The 20,258-nt window shown below is 57.7% G+C and carries 19 protein-coding genes and 1 tRNA gene; 7 read left to right on the top strand and 13 right to left on the bottom strand.

Annotated features, from left to right (window positions below; translation table 11 throughout):
* Window positions 1–1,047, bottom strand: a complete 1,047-nt coding sequence (locus I6E39_RS01105; protein WP_235379459.1) for a type II secretion system F family protein — start codon at window positions 1,045–1,047, stop codon at window positions 1–3.
* Window positions 1,048–1,141: 94 nt separating this feature from the next.
* Window positions 1,142–2,137, bottom strand: coding sequence for a transglutaminase-like domain-containing protein (locus I6E39_RS01110; protein ID WP_235379460.1), 996 nt, complete (start codon window positions 2,135–2,137; stop codon window positions 1,142–1,144).
* Between the two features lie 242 nt (window positions 2,138–2,379).
* Between I6E39_RS01110 and I6E39_RS01115 the strand changes: the two genes are divergently transcribed.
* Window positions 2,380–3,579: an AfsR/SARP family transcriptional regulator gene (locus I6E39_RS01115; protein WP_235379461.1), complete on the top strand. Its 1,200-nt coding sequence runs from the start codon at window positions 2,380–2,382 to the stop codon at window positions 3,577–3,579.
* Window positions 3,580–3,647: 68 nt separating this feature from the next.
* Here the strand turns inward: I6E39_RS01115 and ilvD are convergent, their stop codons facing one another.
* Complete coding sequence (ilvD, locus tag I6E39_RS01120) at window positions 3,648–5,297, bottom strand: dihydroxy-acid dehydratase (RefSeq protein WP_235379462.1); 1,650 nt, start codon at window positions 5,295–5,297, stop codon at window positions 3,648–3,650.
* A 17-nt stretch (window positions 5,298–5,314) separates the two neighbouring features.
* Window positions 5,315–6,502 carry an iron-containing alcohol dehydrogenase gene (locus tag I6E39_RS01125; protein ID WP_235379463.1) on the bottom strand — a complete coding sequence of 396 codons (1,188 nt, stop codon included), beginning with the start codon at window positions 6,500–6,502 and terminating at the stop codon, window positions 5,315–5,317.
* A gap of 366 nt (window positions 6,503–6,868) precedes the next feature.
* Here I6E39_RS01125 and I6E39_RS01130 point away from each other — a divergent pair, with 366 nt between their 5' ends.
* Both I6E39_RS01130 and I6E39_RS01135 read left to right on the top strand, forming a co-directional pair.
* Window positions 6,869–7,396, top strand: coding sequence for a hypothetical protein (locus tag I6E39_RS01130; protein WP_235379464.1), 528 nt, complete (start codon window positions 6,869–6,871; stop codon window positions 7,394–7,396).
* Window positions 7,397–7,760: 364 nt separating this feature from the next.
* Complete coding sequence (locus I6E39_RS01135) at window positions 7,761–8,939, top strand: cation:proton antiporter (protein ID WP_235379465.1); 1,179 nt, start codon at window positions 7,761–7,763, stop codon at window positions 8,937–8,939.
* Window positions 8,940–9,000: 61 nt separating this feature from the next.
* Here the strand turns inward: I6E39_RS01135 and I6E39_RS01140 are convergent, their stop codons facing one another.
* The 8 genes from I6E39_RS01140 to trmB form a co-directional block, all read right to left on the bottom strand.
* Window positions 9,001–9,285 (bottom strand): hypothetical protein, encoded by a 285-nt coding sequence (locus I6E39_RS01140; protein ID WP_235379466.1) that lies wholly within the window; start codon window positions 9,283–9,285, stop codon window positions 9,001–9,003.
* A gap of 39 nt (window positions 9,286–9,324) precedes the next feature.
* Window positions 9,325–10,821: a glycerol kinase GlpK gene (gene glpK / locus I6E39_RS01145; RefSeq protein WP_235379467.1), complete on the bottom strand. Its 1,497-nt coding sequence runs from the start codon at window positions 10,819–10,821 to the stop codon at window positions 9,325–9,327.
* Between the two features lie 127 nt (window positions 10,822–10,948).
* Window positions 10,949–11,221: a barstar family protein gene (locus tag I6E39_RS01150; RefSeq protein WP_235379509.1), complete on the bottom strand. Its 273-nt coding sequence runs from the start codon at window positions 11,219–11,221 to the stop codon at window positions 10,949–10,951.
* A complete protein-coding gene (locus I6E39_RS01155; RefSeq protein WP_235379468.1) occupies window positions 11,221–11,811 on the bottom strand; it encodes a ribonuclease domain-containing protein in 591 nt (196 codons plus the stop codon). The genes I6E39_RS01150 and I6E39_RS01155 overlap by 1 nt, the downstream gene beginning before the upstream one ends.
* Window positions 11,812–11,839: 28 nt before the next feature.
* Window positions 11,840–13,078 (bottom strand): helix-turn-helix domain-containing protein, encoded by a 1,239-nt coding sequence (locus I6E39_RS01160; protein WP_235379469.1) that lies wholly within the window; start codon window positions 13,076–13,078, stop codon window positions 11,840–11,842.
* 121 nt (window positions 13,079–13,199) lie between these two features.
* Window positions 13,200–14,345 (bottom strand): alanyl-tRNA editing protein, encoded by a 1,146-nt coding sequence (locus tag I6E39_RS01165; protein ID WP_235379470.1) that lies wholly within the window; start codon window positions 14,343–14,345, stop codon window positions 13,200–13,202.
* A 212-nt stretch (window positions 14,346–14,557) separates the two neighbouring features.
* Entirely contained in the window at window positions 14,558–15,889 is a 1,332-nt protein-coding gene (locus tag I6E39_RS01170; RefSeq protein ID WP_235379471.1) for a sodium-dependent transporter, read from the bottom strand.
* A gap of 203 nt (window positions 15,890–16,092) precedes the next feature.
* A complete protein-coding gene (gene trmB, locus I6E39_RS01175) occupies window positions 16,093–16,818 on the bottom strand; it encodes a tRNA (guanosine(46)-N7)-methyltransferase TrmB (protein WP_235379472.1) in 726 nt (241 codons plus the stop codon).
* Between the two features lie 605 nt (window positions 16,819–17,423).
* Between trmB and I6E39_RS01180 the strand changes: the two genes are divergently transcribed.
* A tRNA-Pro gene (locus I6E39_RS01180) sits at window positions 17,424–17,499 on the top strand.
* A gap of 1,066 nt (window positions 17,500–18,565) precedes the next feature.
* On the opposite strand, the gene I6E39_RS01185 is transcribed toward I6E39_RS01180, so the two are convergent.
* Window positions 18,566–18,904 (bottom strand): helix-turn-helix domain-containing protein, encoded by a 339-nt coding sequence (locus tag I6E39_RS01185; RefSeq protein ID WP_338127101.1) that lies wholly within the window; start codon window positions 18,902–18,904, stop codon window positions 18,566–18,568.
* A 123-nt stretch (window positions 18,905–19,027) separates the two neighbouring features.
* On the opposite strand from I6E39_RS01185, the gene I6E39_RS01190 reads away from it, so the two are divergent.
* The 3 genes from I6E39_RS01190 (at window position 19,028) to I6E39_RS01200 (ending at window position 20,189) form a co-directional block, all read left to right on the top strand.
* Window positions 19,028–19,411, top strand: a complete 384-nt coding sequence (locus I6E39_RS01190) for a hypothetical protein (RefSeq protein ID WP_235379473.1) — start codon at window positions 19,028–19,030, stop codon at window positions 19,409–19,411.
* Window positions 19,412–19,476: 65 nt separating this feature from the next.
* Window positions 19,477–19,830, top strand: a complete 354-nt coding sequence (locus tag I6E39_RS01195; RefSeq protein WP_235379474.1) for a hypothetical protein — start codon at window positions 19,477–19,479, stop codon at window positions 19,828–19,830.
* An 11-nt stretch (window positions 19,831–19,841) separates the two neighbouring features.
* Complete coding sequence (locus I6E39_RS01200) at window positions 19,842–20,189, top strand: hypothetical protein (RefSeq protein ID WP_235379475.1); 348 nt, start codon at window positions 19,842–19,844, stop codon at window positions 20,187–20,189.
* The last annotated feature ends 69 nt before the right edge of the window (window positions 20,190–20,258 follow it).

Consider the following 20,258-nt stretch of genomic DNA (forward strand, 5'->3'; position numbering starts at 1 on the left):
TCACCCAATGGAAGACATGATGTGCATGAGGGGCAGCATCACAGACAGAAGGATCACACCCACCAGGGCGGAGGTGATGATGACCAGCGTGGGCTCGATTCGGCCCACGGCCTCCTCCAGGGAGGCCTCGCTCTCCTCGGACAGCCGACGGGCAATCTGGGACATGGCGGAGTCACCGGAGCCGCTCCGCAGGCCCAGTTCCAACAGGCGGCATTCCCCTTTGGGCAGCAGGTCCGCGTCCGTCATGGCCTGGGTCAGCGGGGCCCCCTGTTCCAGCCGGGCCAGGCAGTGGGCGCAGCGCTGCCGGGCGGCGGGCACATCGTCCAGCAGGGCGGCGGACAGGGAGATCGCTTCCTCCAGGGGCAGGCCGCTGCTCAGCCCCATAGACAGAGATCGGGCGAAGCGGGCGGTGTTCAGCTTCCGGGAGACACCCCGGTCCCCCCGTCCCTTCCGCCACCAGCCCAGAGCGCGCTGACGGAAGGCAGGGGAGGCGGCAAAGAGGACCAGCAGGCCCAAAACCAGAGCCAGCAGAACGAACAGCGCAGGCATGGCCCGGTCCAGCACCCGGCCCAGCGCCAGCAGCCCTCCGGCCAGACCGGAGAGCCGGCTGCCCAGATTGGCATAGACATCGTTGAAAACGGGGAGCACCCGGGTCAGCAGCACCACCAGCACTGCCAGCATGATGAGCAGGAGGACGGCGGGATACAGGAGAATGGAGCGCAGCCGGCGGTCCAGACGGGCACGGTTTTCATAGTACGCCGCCAGAGAGGAAAGGGCCTCTTCGGTGCGGCCGGAGCGCTCTCCTACGGTGAGCAGGCCGCAGACATAGTCCGGGAAACATCCGGCGTCCCGGACGGCCTCCGCCAGGGAGCTGCCCTGGTCGGTCTGCCGGGCCATGCCGTCCAGTATGGCGCGGAGGGAGGAGGGGACGTCCTCGTCCGACAACAGGGACAGGCCGTCTCCCAGGGGGATGCCTGCGTGAAGCAGGAGGGACAGGGCCTGGCACAGGCCGCTGAGTTGGTCGTTGGACAAGCTGTGTGTTTTCATAAAACCCCCACATAATGGTATGTTACCACGGAATGGTATGAAGAGGAGCGGGAGAAGGGGGACAGCGGAAATACAAGCTCCGCGCGAGGGGCGCTCAATAAAAGTATTTTGGAGCGTAGTTGGACCCGTCTCCAATGTAAGCCATAATGGATTGGCTCTGTTTTCCAGAGGAGGCAAAGGTGGGATCCATCCGTTTCCAGGAGGCGCCGTCGAAATAGATCACGCCGTCCACCCAGCCGGTCTCCTGGGACCAGACGCTGATCCAGGCGTGATAGGTGGAACCGGCGTAGCCGACCACCAGCTTACAGGGCACGCCCTGGCTGCGGAGCATCCCGGTCATCAGCGCGGCGTAGTCAAAGCAGATCCCGGACTTTTTGTCCAGTACCGTGTCCAGAACGGGGAGGTAGCCGCTTTGGACAGTGGCGGCCAGCTGCTTGTCATAGGTCAGGCTGTTCACCACAAAGTTGTACACAGCCTCTACCTTTTTCAGTGGCTCGGTGATGTCCCTGGTCAACTCTTCGGCCTTGGCCACGGTGTTGACGGCGGGGGCGTAGTCCACATACTGGTTGGGGCGGAGGAAGGGAGCGAACTCGTCGGTCAGAGTGACCGTATGGGACTGGGACAGGACGCAGGCGTACTTGGTGCCTTCGATGTTCTCATAGACAACGAACTGATAGGTCCCGTTTCCGTCGGAGAGGGGGAAAGTGGCCCACTGTCCCACCGTGAGATTGTAGGTATAGGTGGTGGTGGGGCCCTTGACCTGGGCCTTCAGCCGCTTGTCGGTGGAGGCGGTGTACTGGACCATCACATAGCCGTCCTGGGTGTTGGAGTAGTCGATGACAGCTTTGTTGTTCCGCTTTTCCAGCGTGCCGGGAGCGGAGGAGGTCAACATAGTGGGAAGAGCGGCGGGGGCGTCGGACAGGGCTATCATCTCATCCTCCAGATCCGCCTGTTCAATCGTGACGGTGTCTATATAGGAGACGTCGGTGGAGGAGGGGCCCTCTGTCTGGTAGGAGGGAGCGGGACCGCACCCGGCCAAAAGAAGGAAGGCCAGAATAAAAGCAGCGCTCCGTAAGATCAGTCGCAGCATATCGATACACCTCATTTGGAAGAAAAGCTAAAAACTAAAATGATGTTTCATCATCAGTATAACATATCACGGGAGAAAAAGAAAAGATTTTTTAATGTAACGCAAAAATAGATAATATTTGTAACTTTTGAAAAGGTGTAATTGCAATTTTAGAAAATTTGTGCTATTATCATATAAGCACAACTATAATTCTCTGCCTGAACGCCGGGACGACCCGGGAGAGAAAGGAAGAGGTGTGTATTATGGAGGAGAAACGGCTGCGTGTGCGTATGCTGGGCAGTTTTTCCATCGAACTGGATGACGCCAAAATGGACGACAGCGGAAACCGCTCCCGTAAAGTGTGGCTGCTGTTGGCCTATATGATCTATTACCGCAGCCGTGCGGTTTCCCAGGAGGAGCTGACCGACCTGCTCTGGGGAGACGAGGAGAACAGCTCCAATCCGCTGAATGCCCTGAAGACCATGTTCCACCGGGCCAGGACGATGCTGAACCAGCTGGGCAGCAACGCGGGGCACGAGCTGATCGTCCGCCGGGACGGCAGCTATGCCTGGAATACGGAGATCCCCATCTGGTTTGATGTGGAGACCTTTGACCAGCTGTGCCAGGCGGGAGCGGCGGCCCAGGATGAGGACCAGCGGCTGGAGCAGTATCTCCAGGCCATCGAATTGTACGGCGGAGACTTTCTGAACAAGCTGTCCTCTGAGCCTTGGGTGGTGCCCATCGCCGCCTATTTCCATAATTTGTACATCCAGGCGACCCAGGAGAGCCTGATCCTGCTGGAGAATCGGGAACGCAGGGAGGAGGCCATTGGCATCTGCCGCCGGGCGCTGGAGGTCGAACCTTATAACGAGGATCTGTACCGCCATCTGATCCGGGACCTGCTGGATACGGGGGAGCAGCGGGAGGCTATCGCCGCCTACGAAGAGATGAGCGAGCTACTGTTCTCCAACTTCGGCGTCATGCCCTCAGAGGAGATCCGGGCCATGTACCGGGAGGCAGTGCGTACCGTCAATGACCGGGCGGTGCCCATCGGCGTGGTCCGGGAGCAGCTGCGGGAGCAGGAACCCCCCGCCGGCGCGCTGGTCTGTGACTATGATTTCTTTAAGGTGCTCTACCATGCGGAGGCGCGGATGATCGCCCGGAGCGGGGACGCGGTCCATATCGGGCTGCTTTCCGTTCTGGGGGAGGGTGGAAAGGAGTTGCCCAAGCGCAGCCTGGACCGGGCGATGGAGAATTTGCAGGAGCAGATCCGGCTCAATCTGCGCCGGGGCGACATTGCCTCCCGGTGCAGCGTGTCCCAGTTTATCCTGATGCTGCCCCAGGCCAACTACGAAAACAGCTGCATGGTCTGTGAGCGGGTCATCAAGGCCTTTTACCGCCAGTACCCCCACTCCCCGGCGGAGCTGCACTATTCCGTTCAGCCCCTGGAGCCCAATACATGACCGTGACATATAACAAGGCCGGCGAAAAAGTTTTTTCGCCGGCCTTTTTGTGTACTTGACCTTTGCACTTAGTCCATAAGCCACAGAGCCCCCTCGTGGGCGCCGCCCACGCCGTCCCGGTAGGCTTTCAGAATACCGGGGGCGGGGTGGTCCGGGCGGCGGATGTGACGCTTGCGTTCCTCCAACTCCTGGTCGGACAGTTCTACCTGGAGCAGCTTGTGCTCCAGATCAATGGTGATGATGTCTCCGTCCCGGAGGCAGGCGATGGGCCCGCCCTCCCAGGCCTCAGGGGCGATATGTCCCACGCAGGGCCCCCGGGAGGCACCGGAGAACCGGCCGTCGGTGATCATGGCCACCGAGGTGTGCAGTCCCATGCCCATGAGCATGGCGGCAGGAATGGACATCTCCCGCATTCCGGGACCGCCCTTGGGGCCCTCGTAACGGATGACCAGGACGCAGCCGGGCTCCACCTTGGAGTGGAGGAGGTGGTCCATCAGGTCCTCTTCCGAGTCAAAGACCACCGCCGGTCCACGGTGATAGAACATTTTGGGGTCCACGCCGCTTTTCTTGACCACGGCGCCCTGGGGAGCCAGATTGCCGTACAGGATGGTGAAACAGCCGTCGGGATGGAGGGGGTCCTCCTCGGAGTGGATGACCGCCGGGTCCACCGGCCGGGAGACGGAATCCAGCAGTTGCCCCAGAGTGCCGCCGAAGGCCATGGGCACGTCCAGATTCAGATGCCGCCGGATGGCGTTCAGCGTGCCGGGAACTCCGCCGGCCCGGTGGTAGTCGGTGAGATTATAGGGGGAGGAGGGCTTGAATTTCGCAATGACGGGCGTCTGCTCCTGAATGGCGTCAAATTCCTTCAGATCCATGGGGACGCCGGCTGCCCGGGCGATAGCCATGACGTGCATGACAAAGTTGGTGGACCCGCCGGTGGCGGAGACGTGGAGGATTCCGTTGCGGAGGGAGTCCCGGGTCAGGAAGGTCCGGGCGGTGATCCCCGCCCGGGTCAGCGCGACGATCCGTTCTCCCACGTCACGGGCCTGGCGTACCTTGGCGGAGGAGCAGGAGAGCATGGTGGTGGACCCCATGGGGCACAGGCCCAGCACCTCGGCAAAGACGCCCATGGTGTTGGCGGTACCGTACATGGAGCAGGTGCCGCAGGAGAAGCAGATGTTCTCCTTATAGTCGGCAAAGGCCTCATCGGTGATCTTCCCCGCGTTCCGGGCGCCGATGGACTCCTTCAGGTCCGGGGTGACCAGTGCCCGGTCTCCGGCGTCGTAGGGGACCATGGAGCCGGCGGTCAGGAACAGGGAGGGAACGTTGATGGAAGCCGCCGCCATGAGCATGGCGGGGACGATCTTGTCGCAGGAGCACAGAAAGACCAGCCCGTCGAAGGCGTGGGCCTTGGCCATGGCCTCCACCGAGGCGGCGATCAGGTCCCGCTGGGGCAGAATGTACTGCATCCCGATGAGCTGAGCCATGCCGTCGCAGGGGGCGGGGACGGTGAACTCCGCCGGTGCGCCTCCCGCGGCCCATACCCCTTCCTTCACATGATTGACCAGTTCCTTAAAGGGCTTGTGGCCGGGGTTGACGTCATTCCAGGAGTTGACGATGCCGATGACCGGCTTTTTCAGATCCTTGTCCCGGTAGCCGGCGGCCCCCATCAGCCCCACATAGTAGGCGTCGGCCATGCTGTCCCGTTTCTCTTTCATATTGCCTCACTCCAAATTCAGTGGTTGGCCAGCCGGTAGATGGTCAGGATGTCCTCGTAGCCCAGTACCCGGAAGGAGCCGATGGTCCGGGTCCCGAAGAAGGTGCAGCGGTGGGCCAGCTCCCGGAGCTTCTCCTCCGGCAGTATGCCGCAGCCTAGCTCAGAGAAGCAGGTGGGCATATTTAAGGAGCGGAAGTAGGCGGCTGTGGTCTCGATGGCCTCCAGGGCCAGGGCCTCGTCGTCCTTCCCGGCGGGGTCCAGACCCCACACCTGAACGCCGAACTGGGCAAACCGGGCGGGATTGGTCTGATAGCAGAACCGGGCCCAGCTGTCCCATACGGTGGCCAAAGTGGCGCCGTGGGCAGCGTCAAACATGGCGCTGAGCTCGTGGCCCAGCTGGTGGGGAGCGAAGTCCTGGATACCGCCCAGTCCAGTGAGGCCGTTGTGGGACAGAGAGCCGGCCCACATCAGCTCGCTCATGGCCTGGTAGTCGCCGGGATGGTCCAAAGCACGCCGGCCGTTCCGAATGACGCAGCGCAGCAGGCCCTGGGCGATCTCGTCGGTGAGTTCGTTGGAGGTCACCGGGTTGAAGTAGCGGTCCATGGTGTGCATCATGATGTCCACCACGCCGCAGGAGATCTGGTAGGGAGGGAGCGTGAAGGTGAGTTCCGGGTTCAGGATGGCGAAGCGGGGACGGTGGGGTTCAAAGGTCAGGCCGCGCTTGACGTGGTTCTCCTCGTTGGTGAGCACGGCGGAGCTGCTGCTCTCGCTGCCGGCGGCGGGAATGGTGAGAACAACGCCGATGGGGAGGTTTTGGGTCACTGTCACCTTGCGGGTCCAGATGTCCCAGAGGTCGTACTCGACGTTGGCGGCGCCCAGGGAGATGGCTTTGGCGGCGTCGATCACGCTGCCGCCGCCCACGGCCAGCAGAAAGTCGGCGCCAAAGGCCACCGCCTTCTCCACGCCGGCCCGGGCGAAGCCCAGGCGGGGATTGGGCGTGACGCCGCCCAGAGTCTCATAGGTCAGTCCGGCCTCCTCCAGCGACGCTTTGATCCGGTCCAGCAGACCGCTTTTGACGGCGCTCTGTCCGCCGTAGACCACCAGTACGCGGGAGCCGCCGTACTCCGCGACCCGCCGGCCGGTCTGGTCCTCGGTCCCGGTGCCGAAAATGATCTTGGTGGGGGAGTGGAATTCAAATGCCTGCATATGAGCAAACCTCCTCTGACGTGGTATGGTTATCATCATGGTAACACACGGGGACGGAGAGCGTCAACGAGGGGATGGGAAAACGGAGCGTCCCGGGTCAGAACGCCTCGTTCTGCACGGCTCGAAAGCAGGTGTGTGCAGACGGAACTTCCGGCTCCGGAAGGGACTGCGGCCAGCTTGACAAACCGTCGATTTGAGGGCGGCTATCGTTCAGAAAAAAACAACAATGGATGAAAGCCGGGTGTCCGTAAAACAGTTTCAGTCCCGGCAGTAATGTCTGCCGGGACTGTTCTTGCATATATTGTAGCCGTATGATATGATTAAACAGACTGATAAACTGGAATTTGTGGAGTAGGAGAAGAAAATATGATAAATAAGATTCCTGAATTGAAAAGATTAGAATTGAATAAAGAAAATGTGATGAAAGTGTTGTTTGACTGCAAGGTAACTGAGAATTCAAAAAGAACTACACACCCTATTTCATTTTACTCTGATGAATCATCTCGCAAAGCACCAAAAATGAGTTTTGATGCAGAAAAATTAATTAATAATCTTTGGATTATACAATATTTATTAGGTCAATTACAAGGTGTTCATAAAAGAAAAGATCCACTAACTCCTGGAGAAGGAATTATAAACTACAAGGGTGAAAAATGGACAGATGATTTTAGAGCATTATATGCACTATATTATTTAGGATGTGCATCAGCGTCATTTCCAGATTTCGTAGATGGAAAAAATAGTGCAGAAACAGATAATATTTCAGCGTTTTATGCACTAATGTTAAAACCAACATATGCACCATCAGATCCAAACTTTAAACTAGAAGATGCTAAATGGGCATTAGAAGATTTAGGTGTAAAATTACCAGATGATTTATCACAGTTCGACTGATTTGGAATATAGAAAATTCCAATTTATAGGGCTGTCGAAAAACCCTTTAGGAACTAAAGGGCGCACTTCTATACACCTTTCGGTGTACTGTGCGATCTGCGATTTTGCGCAGCACCAAAGCCTCCCTTTACACAAGGTAGCCCTGGGCGCTGCCGCGCCAGTGCATAACATAAAAACCGACCTATGATCGTAACCATAGGTCGGTTTAACTGTTTTACGAACCCCGCCCAAAGGAACGGGAGTTGTTTGATTTGCCGCTTGACAACCTTTTCGCAAATGCTATAATACAGAAACTACCCGATAGGGCGAAACAATGATTCATACCGGATTGCATATCTACGGTGAGGAAGTAAGGTGTGTTGAAATGGAATCGTATACTTATCTGCTGCTGCTGGCTCTGATCCTGTTGTCCACCAAGGTCCTTGGCCTGGCTACGGAGAAGATCCACATGCCCCAGGTGGTGGGCGCCCTGCTGGCGGGTATCATCCTGGGACCCAGCTGCTTCGGCGTGCTGCAAAGCACCGATTTCTTGGTGAAGACGGCGGAGATCGGTGTTATCATGCTCATGTTTACCGCCGGTATCGACACCGACATGAAGGAACTGAAGAAAACCGGACCCCAGGCCTTCGTCATCGCGGTCATGGGCGTGTCGGTGCCCCTGCTGCTGTGTGGCGGACTGTACTTTGTCTTCTTTGGCGGTGAGTTCACCCTGATGAACGTGCTGAAGGCGGCCTTCGTGGGCTCCGTTTTCTCCGCCACCTCGGTGTCCATTACGGTTGAGACCCTGAACGAGATGGGCAAGCTGAAGACCCGGACGGGGACCACCCTGCTCAGCGCCGCTCTGATTGACGACATTCTGGGCATCGTCGTCCTGTCCGTCCTCAGCGGCCTCAGCTCCGGCGGCTCCAATCCTATCGTGGTGCTGTGCCGGATCGCCCTGTTTTTCCTGTTCACCCTGGTGGTGGGACTGGTGGTGCGCCGGGTCTTCGGTTGGATCTCCGAGGAGCACTGGCACAGCCGCCGGGTGGCTATCTGGGCGCTGGCCTTCTGTCTTATCATGGCCTACTGCGCCGAGGCCCTCTTCGGTGTGGCCGATATCACCGGCGCCTACTTTGCCGGCCTGATCCTGTGTAACGTGACCAAGTCCCGAAAGTTCGTGGCCAAGAAGTTCACCGTCGCCGCCTACATGGTGTTTACTCCCGTGTTCTTTGCCAGCGTGGGCATGAAGACCGACCTGACCACCATGAATTCGGAGATTCTGATCTTCGCTCTGCTGCTGGTGGTGGCGGCAGTACTGTCCAAAATCATAGGCTGCGGGCTGGGCGGAAAGCTGTGCCGCATGACCAACCACCAGTCACTGGTGATCGGGATCGGCATGGTGGCACGCAGCGAGGTTGCCTTGATGGTGGCCCAGAAGGGCATCAACGCCGGTATGATCGACCCGGTGATCCTGCCCGCCATCGTTCTCAGCGTCATCGCCTCCGCGCTGCTTACCCCCATCCTGCTGAAGCTGGCCATCAGCAAGGGCCCGGAGCTGGCGTAAGCTGCCGCCGTATCACATCTGAAATAACAAAGACCGTCCGAATTTTTCGGACGGTCTTTGTTTATCCATTCAGTTTTGCCGCCTGATCCTCCAGCCAGGCGGAAATCTGTTCCAGGCCCTCCTCGGAGAGGGGGAAGGAGGCGGTGGCGAGGACCTCGCTGAGGGCTTTGGTCAAAGGCCCCTTCCACACCTCCGCGTCGAGGGTGGTGTAGGCCTCCCCATGGGGGTCCTCCTCCGGGGGCTCATGCTTCACGGGCTGGATGAAAAAACGGGTCAGCCCCTTGCTTCCGTACCAGCTGTTGCCATTTTCCCAAAACAGCATGGTGGGAATGAAAATATCGTTCAAGATCGGTCGCTCCTTGTCTTGTTGTCGAACTCCATCGGATCAGGGGTCGTGCTCCGCCCAGTCCAGACTGCGGCCCACGGCCTTGTGCCACCCCCGGAGCAGCCGCTGACGGGTCGCCTCCTCCATCTGGGGACGGTACTGCTGGTCCAGGGAACGCAGGGCCTGGATCTCCTGCCGGTCCTTCCAAAGCCCCACCGCCAGCCCGGCCAGATAGGCGGCGCCCAGAGCGGTGGTCTCCCGGATGGCGGGGCGGCGGACCGGCTTGTTCAGAATATCCGACTGGAACTGCATGAGGAAGCGGTCCCGGCTGGCCCCGCCGTCGGCGTTGAGGGAGGACAGGGAGATACCCGTGTCTTTCTCCATGGCTTCCACCAGGTCGCAGACCTGATAGGCGATGGACTCCTGGGCCGCCCGGATGATGTGCTCCCGCTTGGTGCCCCGGGTGAGTCCCACCAGAGCGCCCCGGGCGTACATGTCCCAGTGGGGCGCGCCCAGGCCGGTAAAGGCGGGGACCAGATAGACCCCTCCGGTGTCTGGGACCTTGGAGGCGTAGTACTCCGCGTCCCGGGCCTCGGTGATCAAGCGCAGCTCGTCCCGCACCCACTGGATCACGGCTCCCCCCACAAAGACGGAGCCCTCCAGCGCGTACTGTACCTTCCCATCCAGACCGATGGCGATGGTGGACAGCAGGCCGTTCCGGCTGCGGTACAGCCGGTCACCGGTGTTCATCAGCAGGAAACAGCCGGTGCCGTATGTATTTTTAGCCTCACCCGGCGCAAAGCAGGTCTGGCCGAACAGGGCGGCCTGCTGGTCCCCGGCGATGCCGGCGATGGGCACCTCCACTCCTTGGAGGTTGACGGTGCCGTAAACGGCGCTGGAATCACGGACCTGGGGCAGCATGGACATGGGGATGCCCAGCGTCTGGCAGATCCGCCTGTCCCAGCACAGGTTCCGAATGTCATAGAGCATGGTGCGGCTGGCGTTGGTATAGTCCGTGACGTGGGCGGCGCCGCCGGTCAGCTTCCATACCAGCCAACTGTCCACGGTTCCAAACAGCAGCTCCCCGTCCTCCGCCTTTTCCCGGGCTCCCTCCACGTTGTCCAGGATCCATTTCAGCTTGGTGGCGGAGAAGTAGGCGTCCACAAGCAGGCCGGTGTGCTCCTGAATATATTGGGTCAACTCCCGGTCCTGTTTCAGCTCCTCGCACAAAGGGGCGGTGCGGCGGCACTGCCAGACGATGGCGTTGCAGATGGGCCGTCCGGTGGTTTTGTCCCAGACGATGGTGGTCTCCCGCTGGTTGGTGATGCCGATGGCGGCGATCTCCTCCGGGGATACGCCGGACTGGGCCAGCGCCTCGGTGAGGACGGAATACTGGCTGGACCAGATCTCCATGGGGTCGTGCTCCACCCAGCCTGGTTTGGGATAGTGCTGAATGAATTCCCGCTGAGCCACGCCCATGATGTTCTGTTCCCGGTCAAAGATGATGCACCGGCTGCTGGTGGTGCCCTGATCCAGGGCGATGACGTATTGTTTCACAGGCGGTCCCTCCCTTTCTATAAGGGTATTATGCCAGAAAGGGGGAACGGTGTAAAGAAGGAACCGGACTTAAAGGAAAAGCCGGACCGGTAAATCTACCAAGGGGCCGCCGCTGTTACCGGGTATGTCATTCTTCCCGGATGACCAACTCCAGGCCGGGAGCCTCGTCCGCCGCCTCCTGTATCGTGCTCAGCAGGGCCCGGCCATAACCGCCCAGCTCCTCCAATGCCTGGACATTGACCACCTCCAGCCGGGCGGGACCCAGCCATCCGGTGAGCAGGTCGTACAGGGCGTCCAAATTACGGCCATACCATTCGGGGAAGTTCAAGGCCTGGGCCAGATAGTCGTGAGCCGTCTCCCGGTCGGTCATTCGGGCGCAGTCCAGCAGGATGGGCTCCATCACCAGACCACCTCCCCGTTTTCCACCCAGACCTCGGTGAAGGTCTCGTAGTGGTCCTCAGTGTGGAAGTACAGCCCGTCGTTGGAGAATACCAGCCGCTCGGCACCCCGGCTGTCGGCCCCGTCGGTGTTCAGGTCGCATTCCGTGTAACTGCGGCCCTCCTCCTTGGGAAGAATACCCTCCCGGTTGCCGAAGCGGTCGCCGCCGATGGCGGCCCCCTCCAGGTACCGCTCCACGCTGCCGCCGGACCAGCCCAGGGCCTGGGCCTCCTTCTTGGTGATGTAGTTGTCGGGGAGCGTCCCGTAATATTCCAGATAGAGGACCACATTCTCCAAATCGTAGTAGTACTCTCCCTCCTGGGGGAGGGTGCTCTGGGTGAGAATGGCGGTGGGGCCGTCGGCGCTGCCGATGACGGTATAGGAGGAGTCATTGGAAGCCTCGGGCAGGATCAGGGACTGGTCCGGGGAACTGCCGTCGGCAACGATGATGCTGGTGGGGCCATCGGCGCCGCCGATGACGCCCACATCTCCGCAGCCCGTCAGGCTGAACAGCAGGAGCAGAGACAGAAGCAGGGAGGTCAGTCGTTTCATCAAAAATCACTCATTTCTGTTTGGTGAGTCAAAAGACGTAATTGGAAAAACCGTAATAGGGAGTGCCGTCAGAGTCGTCCGGCCAGCTGATTTCCTCCCCGAAGCACTCGAAATAGGGAATACTGGGGGCGACGCCCTGGCGGCCGTACTGGTCGGTATAAATGGCGGCGAAGTGGAGGATGTCCCCCTGTTCCAGGTCCATGTCCATGGCGTCAAAGCGGAAAAATTGCTCCCCGCTCACGTCCCAGTTCTTTGGCTGTTCACAAGGCTCCAGCCAGGTGACCAGCCGGAAGTTTTTGAACAGCCCTACCTTCAGGCCCCGCACCTCCACGGTGCCGAATTTGGTGTCCAGCTCCTGGTCCCGCAGCCAGCCGTAGTCCTCGGGGAGGTGGAACAGCCCGTCCTCGCCCCGCTCCTCGTGGAGAAAACAGCTTTCCAGGCCGGAAAGGTCTATTTGAGGCATACTGTCCTGGTACAGCCCGCTGTAATTGTCCAGCAGCTGGGTCTGCCGGGTGTCCCCGTTGACAAAGACGGCGGACAGGGTGATGGAGTCGGTGAGTTCACAGGTGACCTCTCCGGTAAACTCCCGGCCCGGGCCCTCTTCGGCGGGAAACTCCGCCAGGCCATCGCCGCTGTCGGCCAGGAACACCACCTCCATCCCCGCCACATAGGTCTTGGGGACCACCCGCAGGGAGAAGGTGACGGTGTTTTGGGACAGGTCCCAGCCGGTCATTTCTGTGCCGTAGTCGGCGGTCAGGTCGTTCTGGGATTTTAAGATCTCCTCCACCCGGTTGGTGATGGTGTTGATCTGGCGGTCCACTGAATAGGTGATGTTGTTGATGGAGTTGGACAGGTTGTTGTACTGGTTGTCCATCCGGTCCAGACGGTCCATCAGCCGCAAGCCAATATAAAGGACGGCCAGAGCGGCCAGCACATAGGGCCAGAGTCTGCGCTTTTTGGGCTTGGGCTGGGCGGCCAGGTAGCGGTCCGCGATCTCCTCCACCATGCGCAGCTGGGCATCGGACAGCTCGCCGGAGGCGGTTTCCGGGGAGGGGGTCTCTGGCTGTTCCTCCTCCACCCCCAGCAGCCAGCCCACGGAGACGTGGAACAGGCGGCTCAGGGCCACCAGCTTGTCAATGTCGGGCAGGGACGTATCCGATTCCCATTTATAAATGGACTGCCGGGATACCCCCAGGGCTTCCCCCAGGCTCTCCTGAGACAGCTCCAGTTCCTTTCGTTTGGCCGCGATGCGCTGACCAGTCGTCATAGTGATCGACCTCCTTTGCCCAAAGGGTATCAGCGGCGGCGGGAAAGGACCACCGCCCGGTGGTTCGAATTTTGCTAACCTGTGGTTTACATGGACCGGGACCCCTTGGGCCACAAGGAATTCAGCGTTTCGCGAAGAATGCTCTGATCTCGTCTGCCCCGGCCTGGACCGAGCCCTGGACAAACTCGGGCTTGCCGCCGCCCCGGCCGTTGAGGGCCTGGTTCATCTCTTTTACGAAGGTCCGCAGGTCGCCCCCGGCCTGGCCCACGGCGTACTTGTAGCCCTGGCCCTCCTGGCCGGAGAAGCAGGCGCACCGTCCGCCGCAGGTGTGGAGCACTTGGTTGCACAGCCGGCGCAGGCCGTCGGGGGAGAGGTCCTCTTCAAAGAGCAGCACGTCCCCGGTCCCGGTGTACTCCTCCGCCAGAGACGCGAAGCGGTGATCCTCCATGGTGAGGATGCGGGACTTCAGGGCGGTGTTCTCCTCCAGCAGCCGCTGCACCGCCGCCCCGGTCTCAAAGGCCTTGGCGGACAGAAGGTTGGAGACCTGGTGGTTCTGGTCCATGATATTGTTGACATAACGCAGCGCGCGGCCGCCGCACACCAGCTCGATACGCACGCCCTCCCGGAACTTCTGCACCGACAGCAGCTTGACAAAGCCTACCTGTCCGGAGGAGTTCACATGGGTGCCGCAGCAGGCGCAGGTGTCCGCTCCGGGGAAGGAGACGATGCGCACCCGGCCGGACAGCTCCTTTTTGCTCCGGTACTCCAGGACGGCCAGCTCCTCCGGGGTGGGGAAGGTGATGGAGATGGGATGGTCCTCCCAGATGTAGCGGTTGGCATCAGCCTCCAGCTCACGGAGCTGGTCCTCGTCCAGCAAAACATTTAAGTCGATGGTGATGACGTCGGCCCCCATGTGGAAGCCCACGTTGTCACAGCCCCATTTGGAATGGGCGATGCCGGAGACGATGTGCTCTCCGGAGTGGTGCTGCATCAGATCGAACCGCCGGTCCCAGTCGATGGTCCCGGCCACATGGGTCCCCACTTCCAGGGGACGGTCGCAGGTGTGGACCACACGGCCCTCCCGCTCATGGACCTCCAGCACCCGGACGCTGCCCAGAGTCCCGGTGTCATAGGGCTGACCGCCCCCCTCGGGGTAAAAGGCGGTCTGGTCCAGGATCACGTCATAGCCCTTCTTTCCCTGGACGCAGGACTCCACCACAGCGGAGAATTGGGTCAGATAGGGATTTTCCTCATATAATTTTTCCATGAAACGACACCTCTAGCGATGTGATTTGACAGTATGTAACAGCATACCATATTTCCTTGGAAAAGGAAAGAGGACCGCTGAGCGGTCCTCTGATGTATGTCAGCCGAAGTCGTAGCGGCCCTCCCCGCTGATGCCATGGGATTCTAGCGCGCATACGATTTCTTCGATGGAGAGAGAGCACGCTGCGTCCCTCAAAGAAGGACGGCAAGAATTTAACCGATGCCGCCCTGGACCGAAGCGCCCAGGATCAGCACGATCAGGGTGACGCCACAGAACAGGTACTTGGCCATGGGGTAGAACCAAGAACCCAGAGGCTTGGACCGGGCCAGGTTGACCTGCTCCAGCACATAGTCCTTGCCGCACACCCAGAAGAACATAATTCCAGCCAGAAGCGCGCCGATGGGGCAGATGTAGATGGAGCAAACATCCATCCAGTCAGAGACGATGGGGGCGATGGCCAGTCCCACGCCAATGCCGATGGCGCCGATGATGGCCACGGCCACGGGCCGCTTCAGGTGAAACAGCTCCTGGAGGGTGGCGGTGGGGGCCTCGAACAGGTTGATGAGGGAGGTGAGGGCGGCAAAGGTGACGGCCACGAAGAACACGATGAGGATAACGCCGCCCCCGGGGATGCCCTTGAGCACGTTGGGCAGGAAAATGAACATCAGACCCGGGCCGCTCTTGTCCAGTTGCTGTCCGGCCACCGCCATGGCGGGGATGATGACCAGAGCGGCCAGAATGGCGGCGCAGGTGTCGAACAGAGCCACCATCTTAGCGTCGGCAGGCACGTCGGAATCGTTGCTCAGATAGGAGCCGTAGATCAGGGTGCCGTTGCCCGCAATGGACAAGGAGAAGAAGGCTTGGCCCAGGGCGAAGACCCACACCATGGGGTCCAGCAGCCCTTCGGGCTTCAGCACGAAGATGTATTGGTATCCCGCGGCGGAGCCGGGAAGGGTGACCAGATAGACAGCCAGTCCCACGAACAGAAGGAAGAACAGGGGAGTCATGATCTTGTTGGCTTTTTCAATGCCTTTGCCCACGCCGAACGCCATGATAACGATGGTCACAGCCATGCCGGCCACCTGCCAGCCCGTATTTCCGGAGGCAGTGGCGCCAAACTGGGCGCTGAAGGCGTCCAGACCGTCCAGAGCGGACAAAGAGCCGGTAATGGCTCCGGCGGTGTACTTGAAGATCCACCCGGTCACCACGGAATAGCCGATGGCCATAGCCAGAGAACCCAATACCGGGATCAGACCCAGCAGCTTGCCCGGCTTTTCGGTGCCGAAGCGCAGCTGGGTGGCTGTGCCGAAGGCATGGATGGGGCCGGAGCGGGTAGCACGGCCAAAGGCCATCTCTCCAATCACGCCGGTGGAGCCGATGATGACCACGAAGATCAAATAGGGGATCAGGAAGGTGGCCCCGCCGTACTTGGAGACCCGGGCCGGGAACAGCCAGATGTTGCCCATGCCCACCGCCGAACCAATGCAGGCCAGAATGAAACCCCATTTGGAGCCCCAGGAATCTCGTTTGGTACTGTGTGTCATATGTCACACTCCTTTGTGTGATGCGGCAGACGCCGTGCGGCGAAATCAAAAGCGGTTTCGCCAATAAATATCATCTTACCACAGGAATGGAAAAATGCAAAGAACTTTCGATTTACACTCGTCCTGCGCCTACGGAGAGGTCTGTGTCAAGTTTCAAAAAGCAAGTCCAGGCCGCCTGAGATCCTGCCTTAGCGGAAAGAAACTCAAGGCTCCTGGGGAGCGGGGGGGTAAGACACGTCCCGCCGGGTGCGGTCGGGACCGGCGATGGGGCGAAATTCCGGCTCTGGGTCCAGATGTTCCTTTGTGCCCACGCAGCGGTTGATGGGGGTGCCCATGCTGTGGAATTTTTCTTCGTAATCGGTCATGACGCCCTGGACGCCGTCCTTGTGGAGGTCTCGGGTCACCTCAGAGAGGGTATAGCCTGCTTTTGGGAACTGGAACAGGGAGTATTCAAACAGGTCCCTGTTGTCTGTCTTAAAGTGGATCTGGCCGCCATCCTTCAGGATACCACGGTAGAGGAGCAGAAAATTTTCGTGGGTAAGGCGCCGCCGGGCGTGGTGATTGGAGGGCCAGGGGTCACAGAAATTGATATAGAGCAGGTCCACCTCACCGGGGGCAAAATACTGGCGTAGGAGGGCAGCATCGCCGTCAATAAAAAAGACATTGTTCAGTCCTTTGTCCCGGCAGCGCTCCATGGCTACAATCATGGCGTCTGGGACACGCTCAATGGCAATGTAGAGGGACTGAGGATTCTGCTCCGCCGTCTCCGCGGTAAAGCGGCCCTTGCCGCATCCAAGCTCCAGACGCAGTTCCTGGGCGTCTGGCTTTAAATCATGCCAGCGGCCACGGTGATCTGCGGGAGAAGTAATCAAAAATTGACTGCATTTTTCCATTCTAAGTGAGAGATTGGGCTTTTTTCTCATCCTCATGGGAGTCACCTCATCAATTCCTATTGAACTTCATATTAACACAGAAAAGGAATGCTTGCAATCCTTTCAAAAATATACTATACTCAATCTATTGTTGTATGGTTGGCAGTACACTTGCTTGGGAGAATACGCCCAGCCGGATAAAAAACTGAATAACCGGGTGTAGCGCAGTTGGTAGCGCACGTGATTTGGGAGCGTTTCCCCGTCTATCCACGATGGAAACAGCCAAAGCCCGGAAGTCCTTGAAACACAGGCGTTTTCGGGATTTAGCTTGGTCGGAAACCCGGGCCAAAAATCCGCTTTGACCACATAAATGACCACAGACAGGAAAAGACTTTGAATCGTACGAGTTTCGTGCTATAATCATGACAACCAAATATCCGAGTGTAGCCCAGTTGGTAGGGCGCCACATTTGGGACATGGTGGGCCATCGTTAAAACCCGGAATATAAATCATCTGAAACCCTTGCGCCACAAGGGTTTGCGGGTTGGGATAATCTTCCAAATCCCTCCTTGGAGGGGTTTGACCACTTATTTGACCACAATTGAAAACCCTTTACGAAACCGTCCCCAAATGATATAATATGATGGGGTTTTATACTGTATCCGGGTGTAGCGCAACTGGCAGCGCGCTAGCTTTGGGAGCTAGATGCTGGGAGTTCGAGTCTCCCCACTCGGACCATTGAAAAACGGCTGTTTTCGCAAGAAAACGCCGTTTTTCTTAACTTTTTTAGGTACTTTTGAGAGCCTCGTTCATAATTGACCACAATTTTTTGTTTTCCCTTTTTCGCTGTTTTAAGAACATTATCACGCAGAATATGCGCTTTCACTTGCAATCAATACCGTTATCTCAACATTTACTCCGATTTTGCTTGACCACAACAGAAAACGCGGCTAATCACCCTGATTTTTGATAAAAAGGCAACCCTCAAGTTCCATGACTTAGGGTTGCCTTTTACTATTTGCCTGCAGTTTTGGAGGACTTCTTCTGGTCTCTCTTCAGCTCAGCAAGCTCTATCTTGCTCTCTCGGATTAACTGCGCCAACTTGATTTCACATTCCTCTCGTGTGGTAGCGTACACATTCCGAGAAATCCTGCTTCCATCGATCCACTTAGGAGACCAACGACCCTCATACAGATGGTCATTTATTTCTGATATACACCCCATGCCGGGCTTTCTACGAGGAGCATTTGTTACTGGAACAAACATCTCTTCCCGTTGAGTTTCACGCCGGGTGTTCTCCAGAGTTGGATACGGTTCCTGAACTTTGCCAATTCCTCGATCAATACTGTACGCAGCTTCTTTCTGCATATCGGTGGTGATATGTGCGTAGATGTCAAGCGTAACGTCTGAAGACATGTGCCCAAGAACAGCGGATAAGGACTTAACATCCATCCCCTGTTCCAGTGCGAGTGTCGCAAACCCTTGAGTTCAGCGTCCAAACTGGCGTCCCACACAAGCCCCCCATCTTCGAAGGCGGGAAAACCTTGAGAATTCAAGCGTTTCGCGTTCCTTCGGCGTCTTTTTTTGCCCGGCCAGTTCCCTTAATCTTCTATAGTTCTTTCGTCAACTCGTTTTGGCCAACTCACCTCAATCCAAACGCACACCACTCGCTTCCCTTATTCTACTGACGAGCTGATTACTCGATATTTACCAGAATATAAGTGCCTTCGGGCACATCCGCCAGATGCAGAATGCACGACGGTACCTTCGGGTGCCAGAGCGCAAATGCAGATGGGAAAATGGTCTAAGCGGCCTCGGACTTCTGCCGTATCCATGACATTCGGCCTAAATAAATAGCTGAGCAGCAGGCCTCAGCCTGCTGCTCGCAAACGATCATATTCAGTTTTGGCCTTGCGGAAACCAGGATCTCATCCATGGGCACATCAAGCAAAGCACTCAGAGCGTACAGGTTATCTACCGTGGGCAGGCTTGTGCCATGCTGCCACTTGTAGATTGCGCGAGGTTCTTCAAACCCGAAATAGGCTTGGAGATCTCGGACGGTCAGGCCGCGTTCCTTACGAAGCCGCACGATGTTTTCACCGGTTGCGACGGGATCGATGACCGGGAAAATCGTATGTTGCATTGCAATCGCCTCCATTATCGTAGTTCCTCAGTAGTGAGTAGTACTACAAAATAACCGAAGAAGGTCGAAAAAGCAAGCCTGAATTTGGAATTGTAATGAGAATGTCACAATAGGAGATGTATCGTGGAATTAAGAGATTACTGTTGGACGATTGAGAAGTTCTCCTTCTTCCGACTTTATTATGCCATCATCGATTGCGATGAGTACCTGGCAGACAACCTGTTTATCAAGCACCAGGTAACAGTTCGATTTGGACCGGAGTATCAGCAAGCAGACAATCATTACCGGGTTATCTTCTGCAACATCCGCAAGCGCGATGAGCAGGCGTTCCTACAGGCAATGGAGGAACTGCCCAATAAGATGATTCTTTGCGGGTATCCCGATTACCCAGCCTTTTGTATGGAACTGAGAAGGTCCATGGACAAAGCTAAGGAGGAGAGAATGCACCATGAAACAGATCGTTCCCCTGAAGAAGCAGAGCAAGCGTGCGCAAAAAGCGTATCATGATAAACAGCGCGGATCCTGGTATGGCATCTCGCCTGTAACGCGGATGGTACCCAAAGGTAAAGCCTATGACCGAAATCGAATTAAGCGAGACTATCGAGCACTTACTGATTAACTCGAAGCAGTCAGTTGCAACAAAACAAAGTGACACCGCATATCGACGAGAAATGCGTATCCGGAAGAACGACAAACGGATGCGTGAAATCTCGCGGCATTACATACCTCGAGGCCCCTTCGTCAATTGGGGATTTGAAGGAAGCACGCTCTATCATTCCGGCTACTATATAAAATATCCCAGAAATAGCAAGGAAAAGAAGCTTTTGAAGCGGCTTACAAACAAGCGATGTCGCCGTGCAGCAGAGCTACCTCGCAAAGGTTTGCAGCACCGTCGTCTGCTTGATTACTGGTGGGTTTTAGATTAGGAGGTGTGTTTGTGAGTTATTTCGTCATGGAGCTGACCTGTGCAGGGATCCCCGAAGAGGAACTGAAAGCAGAGTCGTTCAGCAAGGAGCAGGAAGGCATTCTTGCTCATTTAGATGCATCAATCCAGGAAAGAATCCGAAGAGGCATACCATACACGGTTGTAGATATGGACAGCGGACAAACCATCTGCAAGTTCAACATCAGGAATGTGAAACCGACTGATTTTGATATCAGGATGTTGGCCCGCACACTGAGCGAGGCAGCTCAAAAATTCTATGAGAATCCTGAGAATGTAAGAGCATGTGAACAATGGAAAAGCGAACAGGACAAGAAAAAAGGTGAGGCACCACGAAATTGATCGTGGTGCCTTTTCTGCTTAGCGTGTTGTCCGTATTATCGGACACCTGCTGTTTTATCATAGAGATAC

This window comes from Pseudoflavonifractor phocaeensis (genome assembly GCF_021531375.1).
GTDB classification, from domain to species: Bacteria; Bacillota; Clostridia; order Oscillospirales; family Oscillospiraceae; genus Lawsonibacter; species Lawsonibacter phocaeensis_B.

Excerpts from the sequence above, each read along its gene's own strand:
- I6E39_RS01105 (WP_235379459.1), bottom strand. The coding sequence starts at position 1,047 with ATGAAAACACACAGCTTGTCCAACGACCAACTCAGCGGCCTGTGCCAG.
- I6E39_RS01110 (WP_235379460.1), bottom strand. The coding sequence starts at position 2,137 with ATGCTGCGACTGATCTTACGGAGCGCTGCTTTTATTCTGGCCTTCCTT.
- I6E39_RS01115 (WP_235379461.1), top strand. The coding sequence starts at position 2,380 with ATGGAGGAGAAACGGCTGCGTGTGCGTATGCTGGGCAGTTTTTCCATC.
- ilvD (WP_235379462.1), bottom strand. The coding sequence starts at position 5,297 with ATGAAAGAGAAACGGGACAGCATGGCCGACGCCTACTATGTGGGGCTG.
- I6E39_RS01125 (WP_235379463.1), bottom strand. The coding sequence starts at position 6,502 with ATGCAGGCATTTGAATTCCACTCCCCCACCAAGATCATTTTCGGCACC.
- I6E39_RS01130 (WP_235379464.1), top strand. The coding sequence starts at position 6,869 with ATGATAAATAAGATTCCTGAATTGAAAAGATTAGAATTGAATAAAGAA.
- I6E39_RS01135 (WP_235379465.1), top strand. The coding sequence starts at position 7,761 with ATGGAATCGTATACTTATCTGCTGCTGCTGGCTCTGATCCTGTTGTCC.
- I6E39_RS01150 (WP_235379509.1), bottom strand. The coding sequence starts at position 11,221 with ATGGAGCCCATCCTGCTGGACTGCGCCCGAATGACCGACCGGGAGACG.
- I6E39_RS01155 (WP_235379468.1), bottom strand. The coding sequence starts at position 11,811 with ATGAAACGACTGACCTCCCTGCTTCTGTCTCTGCTCCTGCTGTTCAGC.
- I6E39_RS01160 (WP_235379469.1), bottom strand. The coding sequence starts at position 13,078 with ATGACGACTGGTCAGCGCATCGCGGCCAAACGAAAGGAACTGGAGCTG.
- I6E39_RS01165 (WP_235379470.1), bottom strand. The coding sequence starts at position 14,345 with ATGGAAAAATTATATGAGGAAAATCCCTATCTGACCCAATTCTCCGCT.
- I6E39_RS01170 (WP_235379471.1), bottom strand. The coding sequence starts at position 15,889 with ATGACACACAGTACCAAACGAGATTCCTGGGGCTCCAAATGGGGTTTC.
- trmB (WP_235379472.1), bottom strand. The coding sequence starts at position 16,818 with ATGAGGATGAGAAAAAAGCCCAATCTCTCACTTAGAATGGAAAAATGC.
- I6E39_RS01185 (WP_338127101.1), bottom strand. The coding sequence starts at position 18,904 with ATGCAACATACGATTTTCCCGGTCATCGATCCCGTCGCAACCGGTGAA.
- I6E39_RS01195 (WP_235379474.1), top strand. The coding sequence starts at position 19,477 with ATGACCGAAATCGAATTAAGCGAGACTATCGAGCACTTACTGATTAAC.